This is a genomic window from Micromonospora sp. WMMD1120, from assembly GCF_029626235.1.
GTDB lineage: Bacteria > Actinomycetota > Actinomycetes > Mycobacteriales > Micromonosporaceae > Micromonospora.
Genome location: NZ_JARUBO010000005.1, coordinates 6,974,950 through 6,991,127, shown reverse-complemented (window position 1 = coordinate 6,991,127; position 16,178 = coordinate 6,974,950). Strand labels below are relative to the sequence as shown.

At 72.3% G+C, this 16,178-nt stretch carries 11 protein-coding genes; all 11 read right to left on the bottom strand.

The genetic code is table 11. The features are described 5' to 3' along the window. Positions 1–43: 43 nt before the first annotated feature. The 11 genes from O7634_RS31205 to O7634_RS31155 all read right to left on the bottom strand — a co-directional run bounded on the left by O7634_RS31205 (position 44) and on the right by O7634_RS31155 (position 16,149). A complete protein-coding gene (locus tag O7634_RS31205; protein ID WP_278153717.1) occupies positions 44–1,447 on the bottom strand; it encodes a GH1 family beta-glucosidase in 1,404 nt (467 codons plus the stop codon). Then, entirely contained in the window at positions 1,444–3,675 is a 2,232-nt protein-coding gene (gene yicI, locus O7634_RS31200; protein WP_278153716.1) for an alpha-xylosidase, read from the bottom strand. Before yicI ends, O7634_RS31205 begins: the two co-directional genes overlap by 4 nt. Further along, positions 3,672–4,556, bottom strand: coding sequence for a carbohydrate ABC transporter permease (locus O7634_RS31195; RefSeq protein ID WP_278153715.1), 885 nt, complete (start codon positions 4,554–4,556; stop codon positions 3,672–3,674). Before O7634_RS31195 ends, yicI begins: the two co-directional genes overlap by 4 nt. Before the next feature lies 1 nt (position 4,557). After that, positions 4,558–5,517, bottom strand: coding sequence for a sugar ABC transporter permease (locus tag O7634_RS31190; protein WP_278153714.1), 960 nt, complete (start codon positions 5,515–5,517; stop codon positions 4,558–4,560). Between the two features lie 58 nt (positions 5,518–5,575). Beyond that, positions 5,576–6,880: an extracellular solute-binding protein gene (locus O7634_RS31185; RefSeq protein WP_278153713.1), complete on the bottom strand. Its 1,305-nt coding sequence runs from the start codon at positions 6,878–6,880 to the stop codon at positions 5,576–5,578. 76 nt (positions 6,881–6,956) lie between these two features. Continuing rightward, positions 6,957–7,988: a LacI family DNA-binding transcriptional regulator gene (locus O7634_RS31180; protein ID WP_278154125.1), complete on the bottom strand. Its 1,032-nt coding sequence runs from the start codon at positions 7,986–7,988 to the stop codon at positions 6,957–6,959. A gap of 288 nt (positions 7,989–8,276) precedes the next feature. After that, positions 8,277–9,086 (bottom strand): metal-dependent hydrolase, encoded by an 810-nt coding sequence (locus tag O7634_RS31175; RefSeq protein WP_278153712.1) that lies wholly within the window; start codon positions 9,084–9,086, stop codon positions 8,277–8,279. 103 nt (positions 9,087–9,189) lie between these two features. Beyond that, positions 9,190–10,800, bottom strand: coding sequence for a serine/threonine-protein kinase (locus O7634_RS31170; protein ID WP_278153711.1), 1,611 nt, complete (start codon positions 10,798–10,800; stop codon positions 9,190–9,192). A gap of 119 nt (positions 10,801–10,919) precedes the next feature. Continuing rightward, positions 10,920–12,653: a serine/threonine-protein kinase gene (locus O7634_RS31165; RefSeq protein ID WP_278153710.1), complete on the bottom strand. Its 1,734-nt coding sequence runs from the start codon at positions 12,651–12,653 to the stop codon at positions 10,920–10,922. A gap of 83 nt (positions 12,654–12,736) precedes the next feature. Next, a complete protein-coding gene (locus O7634_RS31160) occupies positions 12,737–14,068 on the bottom strand; it encodes a glycosyltransferase family 4 protein (protein ID WP_278153709.1) in 1,332 nt (443 codons plus the stop codon). 137 nt (positions 14,069–14,205) lie between these two features. Next, on the bottom strand, positions 14,206–16,149 hold the full coding sequence (locus O7634_RS31155) for an amylo-alpha-1,6-glucosidase (protein WP_278153708.1): 1,944 nt from the start codon (positions 16,147–16,149) through the stop codon (positions 14,206–14,208). Positions 16,150–16,178: the final 29 nt, after the last annotated feature.

Here is a 16,178-nt window from a genome sequence, read left to right as displayed (position 1 = left end):
GTCATCGCCGAACGCATCCAGCCCGTCGCTGTTCGTCTGCCCGTCAGGCGTCCGGCAGCTCACCGGTGGCGGCGAGGCGCTGATACCAGTGGGCGCTGTCCTTCCAGGTGCGGACCTGGGTGTCGTAGTCGACCCGGATGATTCCGAAGCGGCGGTCGTAGCCGTAGCCCCACTCGAAGTTGTCCAGCAGCGACCAGACGAAGTAGCCGCGCACGTCCGCGCCCCGCGCGCGGGCGTCGGCCACCGCGCCGATGTGCCGGCGCAGGTAGTCGATCCGGCGGTCGTCGTGGATCCGGCCGTCGGGCGACACCACGTCGTCGAACGCGGCGCCGTTCTCGGTGATCATCATGGGCTGGTTCGGGTACTCCCGGTGCAGCCGCAGCAGCAGCTCGGTCAGGGCCGGCGGGTCGATGTTCCACCCCATCGCGGTGTACGGGCCGGGCTGCGGCAGGAAGTCGACGTCGTCCGCGCCCACCCAGGGCGTCGACGTGGACGCGCCGTGCCCGTCGGCGTCGGAGCGGGCCGAGACGCCGTCCCAGGCGCGGACCAGCGTGCTGGAGTAGTAGTTGACCCCGAGCACGTCCAGCGGCACCGCGATCAGCTTCTCGTCGCCGTCGCGCACGAACGACCAGTCGGTGACGGCGGCGGTGTCGGCGAGCAGGTCGGCCGGGTACGCCCCGTCCAGCATCGGGCCGAGGAACGCCCGGTTCGCCAGCGCGTCGATCCGCCGGACGGCGTCGGAGTCCGCCTCGGCGTCGGACGCGCCCCGGACCACGTGCAGGTTCAGCGTCACCGACAGCTCGGCGGCCGGGGCCAGCTCCTGGACCACCCGCCCGGCCAGGCCGTGCGCGAGGTTGAGGTGGTGCACAGCGGCCAGCGCCGCCGCCGGCTCGGTCCGGCCCGGGGCGTGCACGCCGGAGGCGTAGCCGAGGTACGCCGAGCACCACGGCTCGTTCAGCGTCGTCCAGGTGTGCACCCGGTCGCCGAGCGCGCCGACGATACCCGTCGCGTACTCCTGGAAGCGCAGCGCGGTCTCCCGCGCCGCCCACCCGCCGGCGTCCTCCAACTCCTGCGGCAGGTCCCAGTGGTACAGGGTGGCCACCGGGCGGATGCCCCGCTCCAGCAGCCCGTCCACCAGCCGGGAGTAGAAGTCGATGCCCGCCTGGTTGAACCGGCCCGAGCCGCCCGGCTGCACCCGGGGCCAGGCGATGGAGAACCGGTACGCGTCGAGCCCGAGGTCGGCGATGTGCCCGAGGTCCTCGACCCACCGGTGGTAGTGGTCGGCGGCCACGTCGCCGGTGTCGCCGTTGAGCGTCCGGCCGGGCGTGTGGCTGTAGGTGTCCCAGATCGACGGCCCGCGGCCGTCCTCGCTGGCCGCGCCCTCGATCTGGTAGGCCGCCGTGGCCGATCCCCAGACGAAGTCGTCCGGGAAGTGGTGTTGCGTCATCGTTCCGTCCCCTGGATCTCGCAGCTGTAACCCGTCGAGGCGCCGGCGACCAGTTCGGCACCGGCCGTCCGACCCTCGTAGCGCACGTCGAACTCGGCGCCCGGCCCGTGCCCGGGTGACGGTACCCGTACCCGGACGCGTTGCCCCTCGGTCGGTGCGTACAGGCGCAGCCGCACATCGTCGGCCCACTCGTAGTCCGGTCGGTCGGTGCGCGACCCGAACGGGATGACCGCGCCGGGCCGGGCCAGCACCGGCAGACTGTCGAAGCCGTGCTTCTCGGTGCGCCAGGCCGGGCCGCTGACCTGCGCGCCGGTCAGCAGGTGCGTCCAGGTGCCGGCGGGCACGTAGTACGTGACGTCGCCGTCGGCGTCGAACACCGGCGCGACGAGCACGTCCGGGCCGAGCATGTACTGCCGGTCCAGGTACGCGGTGGCCGGGTCGTCCGGGAACTCCAGCATCATCGGCCGCATCATCGGCGTACCGTCGCGGTGCGCCTCCTCGGCGGCGGCCGCCAGGTACGGCATCAGGCCGAGCTTGAGGTGGGTGAAGTGCCGCAGCACGTCGACCGCCTCCTCGTCGTACGCCCACGGCACCCGGTACGAGCCGGACCCGTGCAACCGGGAGTGCGACGAGAGCAGCCCGAAGGCGACCCACCGTTTGAACACCGTCGGGTCGGGGGTGCCCTCGAAACCGCCGATGTCGTGGCTCCAGTAGCCGAAACCGGACGCGGCCAGGGACAACCCGCCGCGCAGCGACTCGGCCATCGCGACGAACGTCGACTCGCAGTCACCGCCCCAGTGCACCGGGAACTGCTGCCCACCGGCGGTGGCCGAGCGGGCGAACAGCACCGCCTCGCCCTCGCCGCGTTCGGTCGTCAGCAGTTCGAAGACCGCCCTGTTGTAGAGGTAGGAGTAGTAGTTGTGCATCCGCTGCGGGTCGGCGCCGTCGTGCCAGACCACGTCGGTCGGGATGCGCTCGCCGAAGTCGGTCTTGAAGCAGTCGACGCCCATGTCCAGCAACGCCTTCAGCTTGCCGGTGAACCAGCGGACCGCGTCCGGGTTGGTGACGTCGACCAGCGCCATGCCGGCCTGCCACCGGTCCCACTGCCAGACCGAGCCGTCCGGGTTGCGGACCAGGTAGCCGGCCTCGCGGCCCTCCTCGAAGAGGTACGACCGCTGCGCGATGTACGGGTTGATCCAGACGCACACCTTCAGGCCGCGCTCGTGCAGCCGGCGCAGCATCCCCTCCGGGTCGGGGAAGGTCGCCGGGTCCCAGACGAAGTCGACCCAGTGGAACTGCCGCATCCAGAAGCAGTCGAAGTGGAACACCGACAGCGGCAGCCCGCGCTCGGCCATCCCGTCGACGAACTCCGTCACCGTCTTCTCGTCGTACGAGGTGGTGAACGACGTGGACAGCCAGAGGCCGTACGACCAGGCGGGGATGCGGGCCGGTCGGCCGGTGAGCGCGGTGTAGCGGCGCAGCACGTCCTTCGGGGTGGGCCCGTCGACGACGTGGTAGGTCAGCGACTGGCCCTCGACGCTGAACTGGGTCTGCGCGACGACCTCCGAGCCGATCTCGAACGACACGTGCTCCGGGTGGTCCACGAAGACCCCGTAGCCGGCGCTGCTCAGGTAGAACGGCACGTTCTTGTACGCCTGCTCGCTGGCGGTGCCGCCGTCGGCGTTCCAGATGTCGACGGTCTGTCCGTTCTTGACGAACGGGCCGAAGCGCTCGCCCAGCCCGTACACCGTCTCACCGACGCCGAGGGCGAGCCGCTCGTGCACGTACCGGCGGCCGTCGGCGTCGGTGACGACGCCGACGCTGCGCTCGGTGGACGCGGTGAGCGACCGGTCGCCGCGCCGGAAGTCGACCCGCCACCCGTCGACGAGCGCCACCCGGACGGTCAGCTCGCCCGTGGTCAGCGTGGCGCTGAGCCCGGTGATGTCGACGGTGACCGGGTGCGTGTCGTCGGTGCGGAGCCCGAAGCGCGGCTCGCGGGGCAGCCCTCCGGTGTGGTGGGCGATGGTCACCCCGACGACGCCGGCGGCGGGGGAGAAGAAACGGACGGTGACCACGGGACGGTTGAGGGTGTCGCCCCGCCCGGCGAGCCGACCCGTCGGCGCGTAGACGGTGAAGCCGCGCTCGTCCGGCTCGACCGACTCCACGGCGCCGGGGCGCAGGACGCTGACCCCGGGGCGCAGCTGCCAGTACCCGTCGGTGAACTTCACTTCTCGGCTCCTGCCGTGATGCCGCGCGCCAGGGTGCGCTGGAAGATGAGGAAGAACAGGACGGCCGGCAGCAGACTGATCAGCGCGCCGGCGTTCGTGGTCGGGGCGTCCATCAACCGGTCGCCCTGCAACGACGCGAGCGCGACCGGGACGGTCTGCGTCTGGTTGTCGATGAGCATGACCAGCGGGATGAGGAACTCGTTCCAGGTCCAGATGAAGAAGAAGATGAGCAGCACCACCAGGGTGGGGCGCAGGTTGGGGAAGACCACCCGCCACAGCACGCGCCAGGTGCCGGCGCCGTCCAGGGCGGCGGCCTCCAGCAGGGAGCGCGGGAACGTGCCCAGCACCGAGGCGAGCAGGTAGGTGCCGAACGCGCTCTGGATCACGGTGAAGATGATGATCACCGAGAGTTGGGTGTTGTAGAGGCCGACCTCCTTGGCGACGTAGTACAACGGGTAGACGAGCGCCTCCTGCGGCAGCATGTTGGCCAGCAGGAACAGACCGACGATCCAGAGCCGGCCGCGGACCCGGCCGACCCCCAGGGCGTACGCGTTGAGCAGGGACACCAGCACGCCGAGCACGGCCACCGACCCGGCGATGATTGCCGAGTTCCAGAGCTTGAGCGGGAAGTCGACAGTCGTCCAATATCGGCGCAGGCCCTCGGTGTAGAACTCCGTCGGCCAGCTCAGCGGACCGTCCGACGAGTAGTCCCCGGGCGACTTGAACGCGTTGAGCAGCATGAACACGAACGGCACCAGCATGACGAGCGCGCCGAGGGTGACCACCGCGAGCACCACCCAGCGGCTGACGCCACGGTGGTCACGGTCGCGCACCCGGGCCGACGTCGCCGGCGCGCTGCGCGGTGTCAGCGGAACGGCCATGTCAGAACCCCCGGTCCCGGCGCTCGCTGCGGGCCTGCGCCCAGATGAAGATCCCGGCCACCACCACGATGATCAGCGTCAGCACCATCGAGATCGCCGAGCCGTAGCCGACCTGCAACTTCCGGAAGAACGTGTAATACGCGAAGTACGACGGCACGTTCGTGGCGTTGTCCGGTCCACCCCGGGTCAGGGCGAAGACCGGGCCGAACACCTTCAACGCGGCGATGGTGCAGGTCAGGGCCACCACGAAGGTCTCCGGCCGGATCTGCGGGAGGGTGATCGCGCGGAACCGGTGCAGCCAGTTCGCGCCGTCGACCTCGGCCGCCTCGTACAGCTCGGGATCCACGCGCTGCAACGCGGCCATGAAGACGACCACCGGATAGCCGATCTGCACCCAGATCATCACCGCCATCACCGCCGGCAGGGCGGTGCCGGGGTCGCCGAGCCAGTCATGGCGCAGCGCGCCGAGACCGACCGCGTCGAGCAGGCCGTTGAACGCGCCGTCGGGGCGGAGGATCCAACCCCAGACGATGCCGGCGACCACGACGGGAAGCACCTGCGGGAGGTAGAAGGCGGCCCGCAGCGCGGCGGCGGTACGGGGTGTGAACCGGCGGCCGACGACGTCGAAGAGCACGGCGGCGAGCAGCAGCCCGAGCGCCGTGGGCACCACCACCATCGCGACGATCATGGCGACGGTGTTGCGGAACGACGTCCAGAAGAGCTCGTCCTGGAACAGTTGCCGGTAGTTGTCCAGGCCGACCCACCGGGGGTCGCCGACCCCGGACCACCTGGTCAGCGAGAGGTAGCCGGTGCCGACCAGTGGCGCGCCGATGACCAGGACGAAGAGCGCGGCGCCGGGGAGCAGGTAGAGCCAGTACACCGCGCGGCGGGTGCGGGGGGAAGCGGGCGGGGCGGCTGTCGCGGCCGGTGGTGTGGCGGCGACGGTCTCGGAGACTGCCATGGCGGGTCCTTCCCGGCCGGGCGGGCAGGCGTGACCGGCACGCCTGCCGCTCGCCGTGTCACTTGCCGGTGATCTCCTTGACGCCATCGGCGTACGGCTTGGCTATCGCGTCGAGAACCTCATCCGGCGACCTGGAGCCGTTGAGCAGACCCTGGAAGCCGGAGACCAGCACGTCGTAGTAGCCGGGCACCGGCCAGTCCGGGTAGAAGGCGAGCCCGTCCTGCTTGCTGACGGTGGTGAAGTCCTCGACCAGCTTGCGGTCCTTGGGGTCGCTGATCTTCGCCGGGTCGGCGGCGACCGGGATACCGCCGTTGTTGCCGATCAGGTCCTGGACCTCCGGACGCATGGTGATGTCGATGAAGTCGTACGCCAGGCTCTTGGCCTTGCTGTTCTCCGGGACCACCCAGAGATTGCCGGAGGAGCCGGCGTGCAGGGTGTTGCCGGGGAAGAGGAAGGTGTCCCAGTTGGCCTTCATCTCGGTCTTGAACCGGCCGAACCACCAGCTACCCGAGACGATCATCGGCACCTTGCCGGCGATGAACGCGGTGCCCATGTCCTCGGCCTTCAGGCTGGCCGAGGTCTTGGCGACGTAGCCCTTGCGCACCCATTCGGCGAAGGTCTCCGCGCCGTAGCGCAGCGGGTCGGCGGTGAAGTCGACGGGGTTCTCGTAGAGCTGGTAGTTGTCGACGAACTGCCGGTCACCCTTGGAGAGGGCGAGCTGGTAGAAGAGCTGCCCGGCCGGATATTCGGCGCCGGCCATGCCCAGCGGGGTGACGCCCTTGCCGACGAAGGTGTCCATCGCGGCGGTCAGCTCGGCCATGCTGGTCGGCACCGCGACGCCGTTGGCCTGGAACAGGTCCTTGTTGTAGTAGACGGTGACGTACTCGCCGTAGTTCGGCACGCCGAACCACTTGCCCGAGCCCATCACGCCCTTGTCGCTGTAGCGGGCGGTGGTCTGGAGGCTGGGGCTGAGCTTGCCGGCCCAGCCGCGCCTGTCGGCCTCGGCGCTCAGGTCGGTGAGCAGGCCCTGCGCGGAGAGCAGGCCGGCCGTCGCGTTGCCCTTGTTGTACTCCATGATGTCCGGACCCTCGGACGAATTGATGATCATGCCGGCATTCTGCTGGATCTGCTCGAACGCCTTGCGCTCGAAGCGCACCTCGACGCCGGGGTGCTCGGACTTGAAGATCTCGATCGCCCGGTCCCAGCCGATGCCCATGGCGCTGTTCTCGCTCTCGTAGTGCCAGAGCTTGAGAACCGTGGCGGCACTGTCGTCCCCGCTGTCACCGCCGCTGCAGGCGGCCAGTGTGGTCGTCGCTGTCGCGGCCACCGCGAGCGCGGCGACGAGCCGGTGGAATCGCTGCATTAGCATCCTCCTCGTTGAGTATCTGACCGGTACTTCACGGGGCCCGTCGTCGCGTTGCAGCGCGGCGGCGGGCCATTCATCGATCAGCCGCCAGTGGCTGGCGGCTCCGTGGCCCGGCGGTCGACCCCCGGACCTCCAACGTGCACGGCAGGAGCTGCTGGTGACGCTCGACGGCGGCGCCGCCCAGGTGCCGCACCAGCGCCTCGATCGCGATCCGGCCCATCGCCGAACCGGGCGAGGTCATCGCGGTCAGCGCCGGGGTGGCCAGTTCGGCGACCTGCGGCGAGGTGACCATCGAGACGACCGAGACGTCGTCGGGCACCGACAACCCACGGCGCGTCAGCTCGCCGAGGATGCCGAAGATCGCGGCCTCGTTCATGGCCAGCACGGCGGTCAGCTCGGGGGCCCGCGCGAACGCGGCGGCCAGGGCGGCACGCCCACCGGCGGCGCTGTCCTCCGCGGCGATCATCACCGGCTCCAGGCCGTGGGTGGTCATGGCCGCGGTGAAGGCGTCCCGGGTACGCAGCGCGGGACCGTAGCCGCTGGCCAGCGTGGCGGCCGAGTGGTTGACGTAGACGATCTGCCGGTGCCCGAGGCCGACCAGGTGCGCGACGGCCTCCCGGACCGTCTGGTCGAAGTCGATGTCGACGTACGGCAGCGTGCCGGTGTCGCCGGTGCGGCCGATCAACACCAGCGGCACGCCGGCCTCCTGGAGCACGGCGACGCGCTGGTCGGTGAGCTGGACCTCCATCAGCACGACGCCGTCGAGCATCCGTGAGCTGGCCAGCCGGCGCAGGTCGTCGAGGTCGCCCCCACCGACCGGCGAGAGCACCAGGTGGTAGCCGGCGACGCCGGCCGCCGCGGCCGCGCCGGTGACGAACGCGGTCTCGGTGGCGCCGAGACCGCGTTCGTCCATCGGCATCAGCAGGCCGAGAATGCGGCTGCGTCGGCTGGCCAGGCCCCGCGCCAGCGCGTTGGGCTGGTAGTCGAGTTCGGCCATCGCGGCGAGCACCCGGTCGCGGGTCGCCTGCGAGATCGGTCGCGCGCCGGTGAGCACGTACGAGACGGTGCTGACCGAGACCTGTGCGAGGCGGGCGACGTCGTGCATCGTGGCCACCGCACACCTCCTCCGTCCCGGGTCGGGATCGCTCCCAACGGTGCGTCGAAGCGTTTCGACGAGGCGGTTCGACAGGACGCTAGGCCACCTGTTACGGCGACGTCAATAGATGATGTCGAATCTGGTTCGGACCGACGTCGGGGCCCACCCCCGTCCCGGCGCGGATGGTCCACCCGCTGTTTTGGTGAACCAGGGTCTTCCACACGAAGGATGCCCCGACATCGAGGAAGCCGAGTCGATCACCACTGGAGGCCGGCGGCGTCTCCGGGCCGGGCCCGGTCAGATCTCGATGTTGAACCGCTGGAGCACCGACGGCGCGATCAGCCCGGCGGTGGCGAGCGCCGCCACGACGGTCAGGACGGCCCGCAGCACGACCACCTCCGCCTTGCTGCCGGTGCGCAGGGCGATGCCGTTCGGCAGGCCGATCATCGTCCACATCCGCCGCTTGATCGGGATGGGCCAGAGGATCGGCACGCCCGCCCGGGTGATCATGTCGCCGAGGATGTGCACGAAGCAGCCCACACCCAGTGCGGTGCCGATCAGCGGATAGCCACGCCCGCCCGGGAGGTTGGCGAAGGTGAACCAGGCGGCCCCGGCCGAGGCGAGGGTGATGATCACCCAGCCGGCGCGTTGCGCCCACTCGTCGAACAGCCCGCGCAGCGCCAGACCGAACATGAAGAACAGGATGGTGATGACGGCCCACTTGCCGTACGTGGCGCAGAGCGCCGTGGTGCCCCACCCGACGAGCACAGTGAACGGCAACGTGTGGGTCAGCGTGCGGTGCCCGTTGCTGCGACGCGGGTCCCGGCTGAGCTTGGTGGCGTAGTAGACGCCGAGGGAGATCTTCTCCATGACCTCGGCGGCGAAGAGCGAGAAGACCCCGAAGGTACGGGCCACCGTCGCCCCACCCTGGTTCTTGGTCACCTTGCCCGACATGTCGAGGTCGGGGAAGAGCGCGCCCCCGGCGCACACCGCGGTGCCGACCGCCAACGCGAGCGGCGACTGGTGGTAGTCGGCGAACTGGTCCAGTGCCCAGGACCCGGCCAACCACACCGCCGCGCCGGACAGCGCGTGCGACGGTCCCATCATCTCGGCTCACCCTCCCCAGGGATCTTGAGCGCCCAAAACTACGCCACTGTAGTCAGCGCCGGCGCCGCAGGGGCATCACCCGGAAGGTCCACAGTGGATCTCGTCACGGGATGGGAGTGAAGCTCTGCCGGATCATCAGCAAGTATGCCGCGTTGACCTGCCAGTCGAACTCTTCTGTCAACCACGAGACGGTGTAGGAGCGGTTGGCCGAGGTGTTCGCCAGCAGCCGGAAGCTGTGCAGCGACTCGCCGCGCGGGCTCTGCCAGGCGCACTCCCACACCGCGCCACCGTCGAAGATGTCCATCGCGGAGATGTCCACCCGGCGATAGCCGGGCAGCGCGTCGCCGCCGAGCAGCCGCGCCTCCTCGGCCCGCCAGTGCGCCACCGGGTCCGGCCTGAACGGCCCCGCCTCGACGCTGAGCACCCGGCTCCCGGTGAACTTCCGGAAGCAGGTCACCGCCCCCTCGGTCCAGCGCGCCCAGCCCACCGGCGCGGCGATCCGGAACCCGGTCGGGTCGTCGTGCCAGGTCCAGCCGTCGCGCAACCGGTACTGCGCGTCCGCGGGCGGCGACACCGACGCCACCGGGGTAGCCGTCGGCGGCGGTGGCGACGCGCAGGCGAACGCGGCCGGCCGGGAGGTCGGGGCGCCCCCGCCGGAGCCGGACGGCGGGGTCCGCCCATCAGTCCGGTCGAGCAGCACCAGCGTCACGCCGCCCGCGACGAGCAGCGCGGTGACCGCGCCGCCCAGGGCGACCAGCCGTCGCCGGCGCGGTCGACGGGACGGAGGCGGGGACGGCCCCCAGTCTCCGGGCGGCTCGACCTCGTGGGGCGCGATGCCACGAGCGGCGCTGCGGACCGCCGCGACCGCCGAGGACCGGGCCGGCCCGACGGGCTGCTGCGCGCTCGCGGCGGCCCTGCGCAGGAGCGGCTCCGCCTCGACGGCGGTCAGCCGCCGCCACGGGTCGCGTTGCAACAGGCCGGTGATGACCTGACGCAACGGGCCGGCCCGACGCATCGGATCCGGTGGCTCGGTGGCCAGGGCGCTCAGCGTCGCCATCGCGGTCGACCTCGCGTACGGCGACTGCCCCTCGACGGTCGCGTAGAGCGTCGCCCCCAACGACCACATGTCGGTGCGCGGGTCGGACACGCCCTCGCGCGCCCGCTCCGGGGCGACGAACTGCGGTGAGCCGAGCACCGTGCCGGGGCCGGTCATCGCGCCGTCGCCACCGTCGAAGGTGGCCAACCCGAAGTCGGTGAGCACCACCCGGCCGTCGTCGGCCACCAGCACGTTGTGCGGCTTCACGTCGCGGTGCAGCACGCCGGCGGTGTGCGCGGCCCGCAGCGCCGCGAGCACCGCCAGCCCGATCCGGGCGGTCCGCTGCGGGCTCAGCGGCCCCTCGGCGCTGATGATCTGCTGCACCGACCGGGACGGCACGTACTCCATCACGATCCAGGGGCTCTCCCGGTCGTGCACCACGTCGTAGATGCGCACCACGTTGGGGTGGTTGAGCCGGGCGGCGGTGCGCGCCTCGCGCAGGGTCCGTAGCCGCAACTGCTCGCGCTCGGCCTCGGCCAGCCAGGACGGCGGCACGACCTCCTTCACCGCGACGTCGCGGTGCAGCATCTCGTCGCGCGCGAGCCACACCCGACCCATCCCACCGGTGCCGACCAGGTCGAGCAGCCGGTACCGACCCGCGATCAGCAACTGCTGCACGGTCGCTCCCCCTCGGTCACCCCGCATTCCACGATAGCCACCGAAACCGGCTTTTCCATCCACTGAGCGGCCTCGATCCACGCCGGACGGTAGTCCGGATCATGGCCATACGGTGCAGGTCAGCGGGGTGTTCGGAAACTTTCTCGGACTGGTTTCCAGTCGTCCGCGGCCCCCGCCCAGTCCTCGTCGTGGGTGATCCAACCAAGCGCCCAGCGACCGGCGTCGACAGCCTGCTGCCGGGCGCGCAACCAGGGGCCGCCGTACGGGGTCTGCCAGCGGCACTCCCACTCCGCCCCGTCGTCGTTCGCGGCGAGCCGGATCTCGTCGTACCCCGGTAGCGCCCCGGCGCCGATCGCGGCGTCGCGGGCCGCACGCAGCCGGACCAGCGGGTCGGCGCTGTTGCCCGGGGCGACGCTGAGGGCACGCCCGGACACCGGGTCCTGGAAGCAGGCCACCTCGCCGTTCCGGGAGTAGTACCAGGTGGCCGGCACGGCCACGTGGAACCCGGCGGTGTCGGCGTGCCAGACCCAGCCACGCGGCGGCCGGAAGCGCTCGCCCGGCGCCGGGTCACCGGCGAGTACCGGGCTGCCCTCCACGTGCGGCCGGACGCACGCGAACGGTGGGGGAGGGCGGTCCCGCCCGCCGGGCGGCGGGCCGGCACCGTCCGGGCCGGGACCGGGCCCGCCCGGGCCGCCGTCGGGCGGGCGGTGCCGCGGCGACGAGGACCAGCCGGTGGGGCCGCCGGGCTCGTCGTCGGCGACGGTCAGCGCGGTGCCGACACCGGCCGCGACGGCGACCAGCAGCGCCACCGCGATCAGCGACAGCCGACGCGCGGTACGCGAACCGCGCATCCATCGCGGCGTCGCGCCGGCTGCCGTGCCCACCAGGGCCGGCCCGGCGCTCGGGGCGGTGGAGTCGTCGGGCAGTGGGACGGTGGGCTCCTGCTCCTCGCCGTCCCGCACCACGACGGGCTGCCCGACCAGGCCCGGCACCGATCCCGGCCGCCCGGACACCGTATGTGGATCGGCCGTCGGTGGCGGCTCCACGCGGCCGGTCGCCGCGGCCGTCAGCAGCCGGCGGGCCTCGTCGTGGTCGAGGCGCTCGCGGGGGTCCCGGCGCAGCAACCCGGCGAGCACCGGCGCGAGCATCCCGGCGTGCGGTGCCGGGTCCGGTGGGCCGGCGGCCAGGGCGCTCAGTGTGGCCATGGCGGTGCTGCGGGCGTACGGGGACCGCCCCTCGACAGCGGCGTGCAGCGTCGCTCCGAGCGACCACAGGTCGGCGGCGACAGTGGACACCCCCTCGGCGGCCCGCTCCGGTGCCACGTACTGCGGGGAGCCGAGCACCATGCCGGGGCGGGTCATCGCGCCGTCGCCGCCGTCGAAGGTGGCCAACCCGAAGTCGGTGAGCATCACCCGCCCGTCGTGTGCCACGAGCACGTTCTGCGGCTTGATGTCGCGGTGCAGCACGCCGGCGGTGTGCGCGGCCTGCAACGCGTCGAGCACCGCCAGGCCGATCCGGGCCGCGTGCGCCGGTTCCAGCGGCCCCTCGGCGTCCACGACGTCCTGGAGGGTGCGCGACGGGACGTACTCCATCACGATCCACGGGCTGCCCTCGACGGCGATGACGTCGTAGAGCCGGACCACCGCGGGGTGGTTGAGCCGGGCCGCGGTGCGCGCCTCGCGCAGGGTGCGTGAGCGCACCTCGTCCCGTTCGCGATCGGTCAACCAGCTCGGCGGGACGACCTCCTTGACCGCGATCTCGCGGTGCAGCATCTCGTCGTGGGCACGCCACACCCGGCCCATGCCCCCGCGACCCACCAGGTCGAGCAGCCGGTACCGACCGGCGATCAGCACCTGCGCACGCTCCTCCTCAACCGCTGTCCGGGCTACACCCTAACGAGCGGATCGGAAGTCACCTATCGGTCGTCCGACCCGGCTCAGCAGGCGGCGTGGTCGGCGGCGAGCAGATTCCCCTCCGGGATGGCGATCCGGGCGCGACCGCCGGCCAGCCGGGCGGCGGCGCGTCGGGCCTGCACAGGGCCGTGTTCCCGGCGGGCGGCGGCGTAGCTGGCGGCGGTGCGGGCGGCGATCGTGCCCCAGCCGTACCGCTCGCCGACCATGGTGCGGGCCCGCCGCGCCATCCGCCGGGCGTGGACCTCGTCGCCGAGCAGTTGACCGACGGCGCCGGCGAGCGCGTCCGGGTCGCTGTGCGGGAAGGTCACACCGGTCACGCCGGGCTCGACGATCTCGGCGAGGCCGCCGGTGCGGGCCACGGCGAGGGGCGCTCCGGCCGCCGCGGCCTCCAGCGCCACCATGCCGAACGGCTCGTAGAGGCTGGGGACCACCGTCGCGTCGGTGGCGCCGAGCATCGCCGGCAGTTGTGTGGAGTCGAGGAAGCCGGTGAACCGGACGGTCGAGCTGAGCGCCAGCCGCCGGGCCTCCTCCTCCAGTTCGGCACGGTACGGCCCGTCGCCGGCGATCACGACGCGGAGCCCCGGGTGCCGCTCGCGCAGCCGGGGTACGGCGTGCACCAGGTGCTGGACACCCTTCTCGTAGACCAGGCGTCCGGCGTACCCGACGAGGGGCCCGTCCCCGGCGAACCGCGCGCGGGCCGACGCGACGGCGCGGGGCCGGGCCCGCCAGGCCCGGTCGTCGACCCCGTTGGGCACCACGTCGACCTGGGCGGTCTGGACGTCGAACAGGGTCGTGACCTGCTCGCGCATGTAACCCGAGCAGGTGATCACCCGGATGGAGGACCCGCTGAGCCAGTGCTCGACGCCGTGGATGGTGCGGTTCATCTCCTCCGGCAACCAGCCCTGGTGCCGGCCCGCCTCGGTGGCGTGCATGGTGGTGACCAGCGGGAGGTCCAGGTGCTCGGAGAGGGTCACGGCGGTGTGCGCGACCAGCCAGTCGTGGGCGTGGATGACGTCGTAGTCGCCCGCCTGGGTGGCGCGCAGGGCGGTGCGGGTGAGGGTGTGGTTGAACGCCATGGTCCAGGCCAGCAACGATCCGGTGGCCAGCGGGAAGGCGACCGGGTCCTCCGGGGCGCGCAGGATGCGCACGCCCTCGGCGTACTCCTCCAGGGGCGCGCCCTCGGCGTGCCGGGTGACCACTGTGACCTCGTGGCCTGCGGCGGCGAGCGCGACGGAGAGGGCGTGCACGTGCCGGCCGAGGCCACCGACGAGCACCGGCGGGTACTCCCAGGAGAGCATCAGCACCCGTAGCTGCCGGGCGGGGTGGATGTCGATCACGTGGGCGTCGGGTGACATGCGGCCCCCTTTGAGTTGTCCCCGGGCGCGCGCCGACCGACACCGCAGTCGGTGTCGCCGTCGCGTCTGGATCGAGGCCAATCCTGCCGGGATCGAGATAACCAGCGGCGACACCACCGTTGCGGTCGTGTAAAGCGCTACTGGCCCCTTTGACGCACCCGCAGCAGCTCGGCCACCGACCACGCCTGGAAGGGACAGCCGGTCGCGGCGTGCGGCGCGAGGCCATCGGCCGTCTCGCTCACCGAGCCTATCCCATACTCCGTCAAATGGGCCTCAATGCCGACGAAAGCGTCATCGACCGCCATCTTGCCCCGGCGGGCGGCGTCCACGTACGGACCGAGCAACCACGGCCAGACCGTGCCCTGGTGGTAGCCGCCGTCCCGGTCGGCCGGACCGCCCCGGTGCCGACCCACGAACTCCGGCGAGTCCGCGGCGAGGCTGCGCGGCCCGAGCGGGGTCAGCAGCGCGTCGGCCACCCGCCGCAGCGTCGCCTCGTCCGGCTCCAACGGCGCGTACGGCAGCGACCAGGCCAGCAACTGGTTGGGGCGCAGCGCGTCGTCGTCGTGCAGGGCCGCGCCACCCAACGGGTACGCCGGCGCGGGCGCGTCCAGCACGTCGTGCAGCCACCCGGTCGGCGCCGGGAACCGCTCCCGGAACGAGACGGTGGCCTGCCCGTGCCGCCGCCACAGCTCTCCCGCGTCCTGCCCGGCCAACTCGGTCAACTCGGCGAGCCCGGCCAGACCGTTGATCCACAGCGCGTTGACCTCGACCGGCTTGCCGGTACGCGGGGTCACCGGCACCCCGTACACCCGCGCGTCCATCCAGGTCAGCGCGGTTCCCGCGGCACCCTGGGTGAGCAGGCCGTCGGCCGGGTCGACGCGGATGCCGTACCGGGTGCCGGCCGCGTGGGCGTCGACGACCGCGCGCAGCGCGGGCAGCAGCTCGTCGCCGAGGTCGGTGTCACCGGTGACGGTGACGTGCCGGCTCACCGCGTGCAGGAACCACAGCGTGCCGTCGACGGTGTTGTACTCCACCCGGCCGGTGTCGGCGGTGTTGGCGAGCATCCCCTCGGAGAGCGTCGCCGCGTACGCCCGCAGCAGCTCCCGCCCCTCGTCGGCGCGGCCCGTGCAGAGGAACAACCCCTCGTACGAGATCATCGTGTCCCGGGACCACGCCCCGAACCACGGGTAGCCGGCGACCACGTCCACCGCCGCCTGACCGGTGCGCACCACGAACGCGTCGGCGGCCAGCGTCAGGGTGGCGTCCACGGCGTCCGCCGGCTTGGCCGTCGCCACCACCCGCCGGTTGCGCTCCCGCGCCGTCGCCACGATCTCCTCGGCCGCCGGCGGCTCCTCGTCGAGCTGCCCGGCCCAGGCACGCACCGACACCGTGTCGCCGGGGCGGCGCAGCTCGCCGGAGAAGCGGCCCGCGCACCACAGGTCCTCGTCCGGGTGCAGACCCCGGTTGGCCTCCTCGCGGTGGTGCACGCCCAGCCACCACTGCCCCTCGGGCGTCCAGCCCGGGCCGGCGAGCCGGTACGCGCCCTCCACCACGGCGCCGTCAGCCACCGGCTCGACCTGCGGGACCGGGCCGTCGGCCCGCCGTTCGCCGTGCGCGTCCCGCCAGGTGCAGGCGGCCGACAGGTCCAGCCGGACCGGCCCGCCGGCGACCAGCCGGTGCACCACCGCCACGCAGGAGCGGCCGGGCAGCATCGCCAGCTCCCGCTCGATCACCACGGCGCCGATCCGCCACCGCCACCGGGGCAGCCCGTCGACCAGGTCGAAGCGCTCCAGCAGCTCGAAGCCGCGCGGGTCCACGTCGCCGGAGGCCCACTCGTGCGCGCCGAGGCGTACCCGCGCGCCGGACGGCAGGGTGACCGCCGGGTCGAGACTGACCAGTCCCACCCGGCGGGACGCCGGCGTCTCACCGGGGACCACCAGCAGACCGTGGTAGCGACGGGTCCGCAGCCCGCCGACGGTGCCCATCGCGTACCCGCCGAGGCCGTCGGGGACCAGCCACTCCCGGCTGGCCGCGCTGGTCAGATCGCCGCAGACCTGCGAGCCGAACCGAATGTCGATCACGTTTCCTCCACGTGCGGCAAGGTGTAACA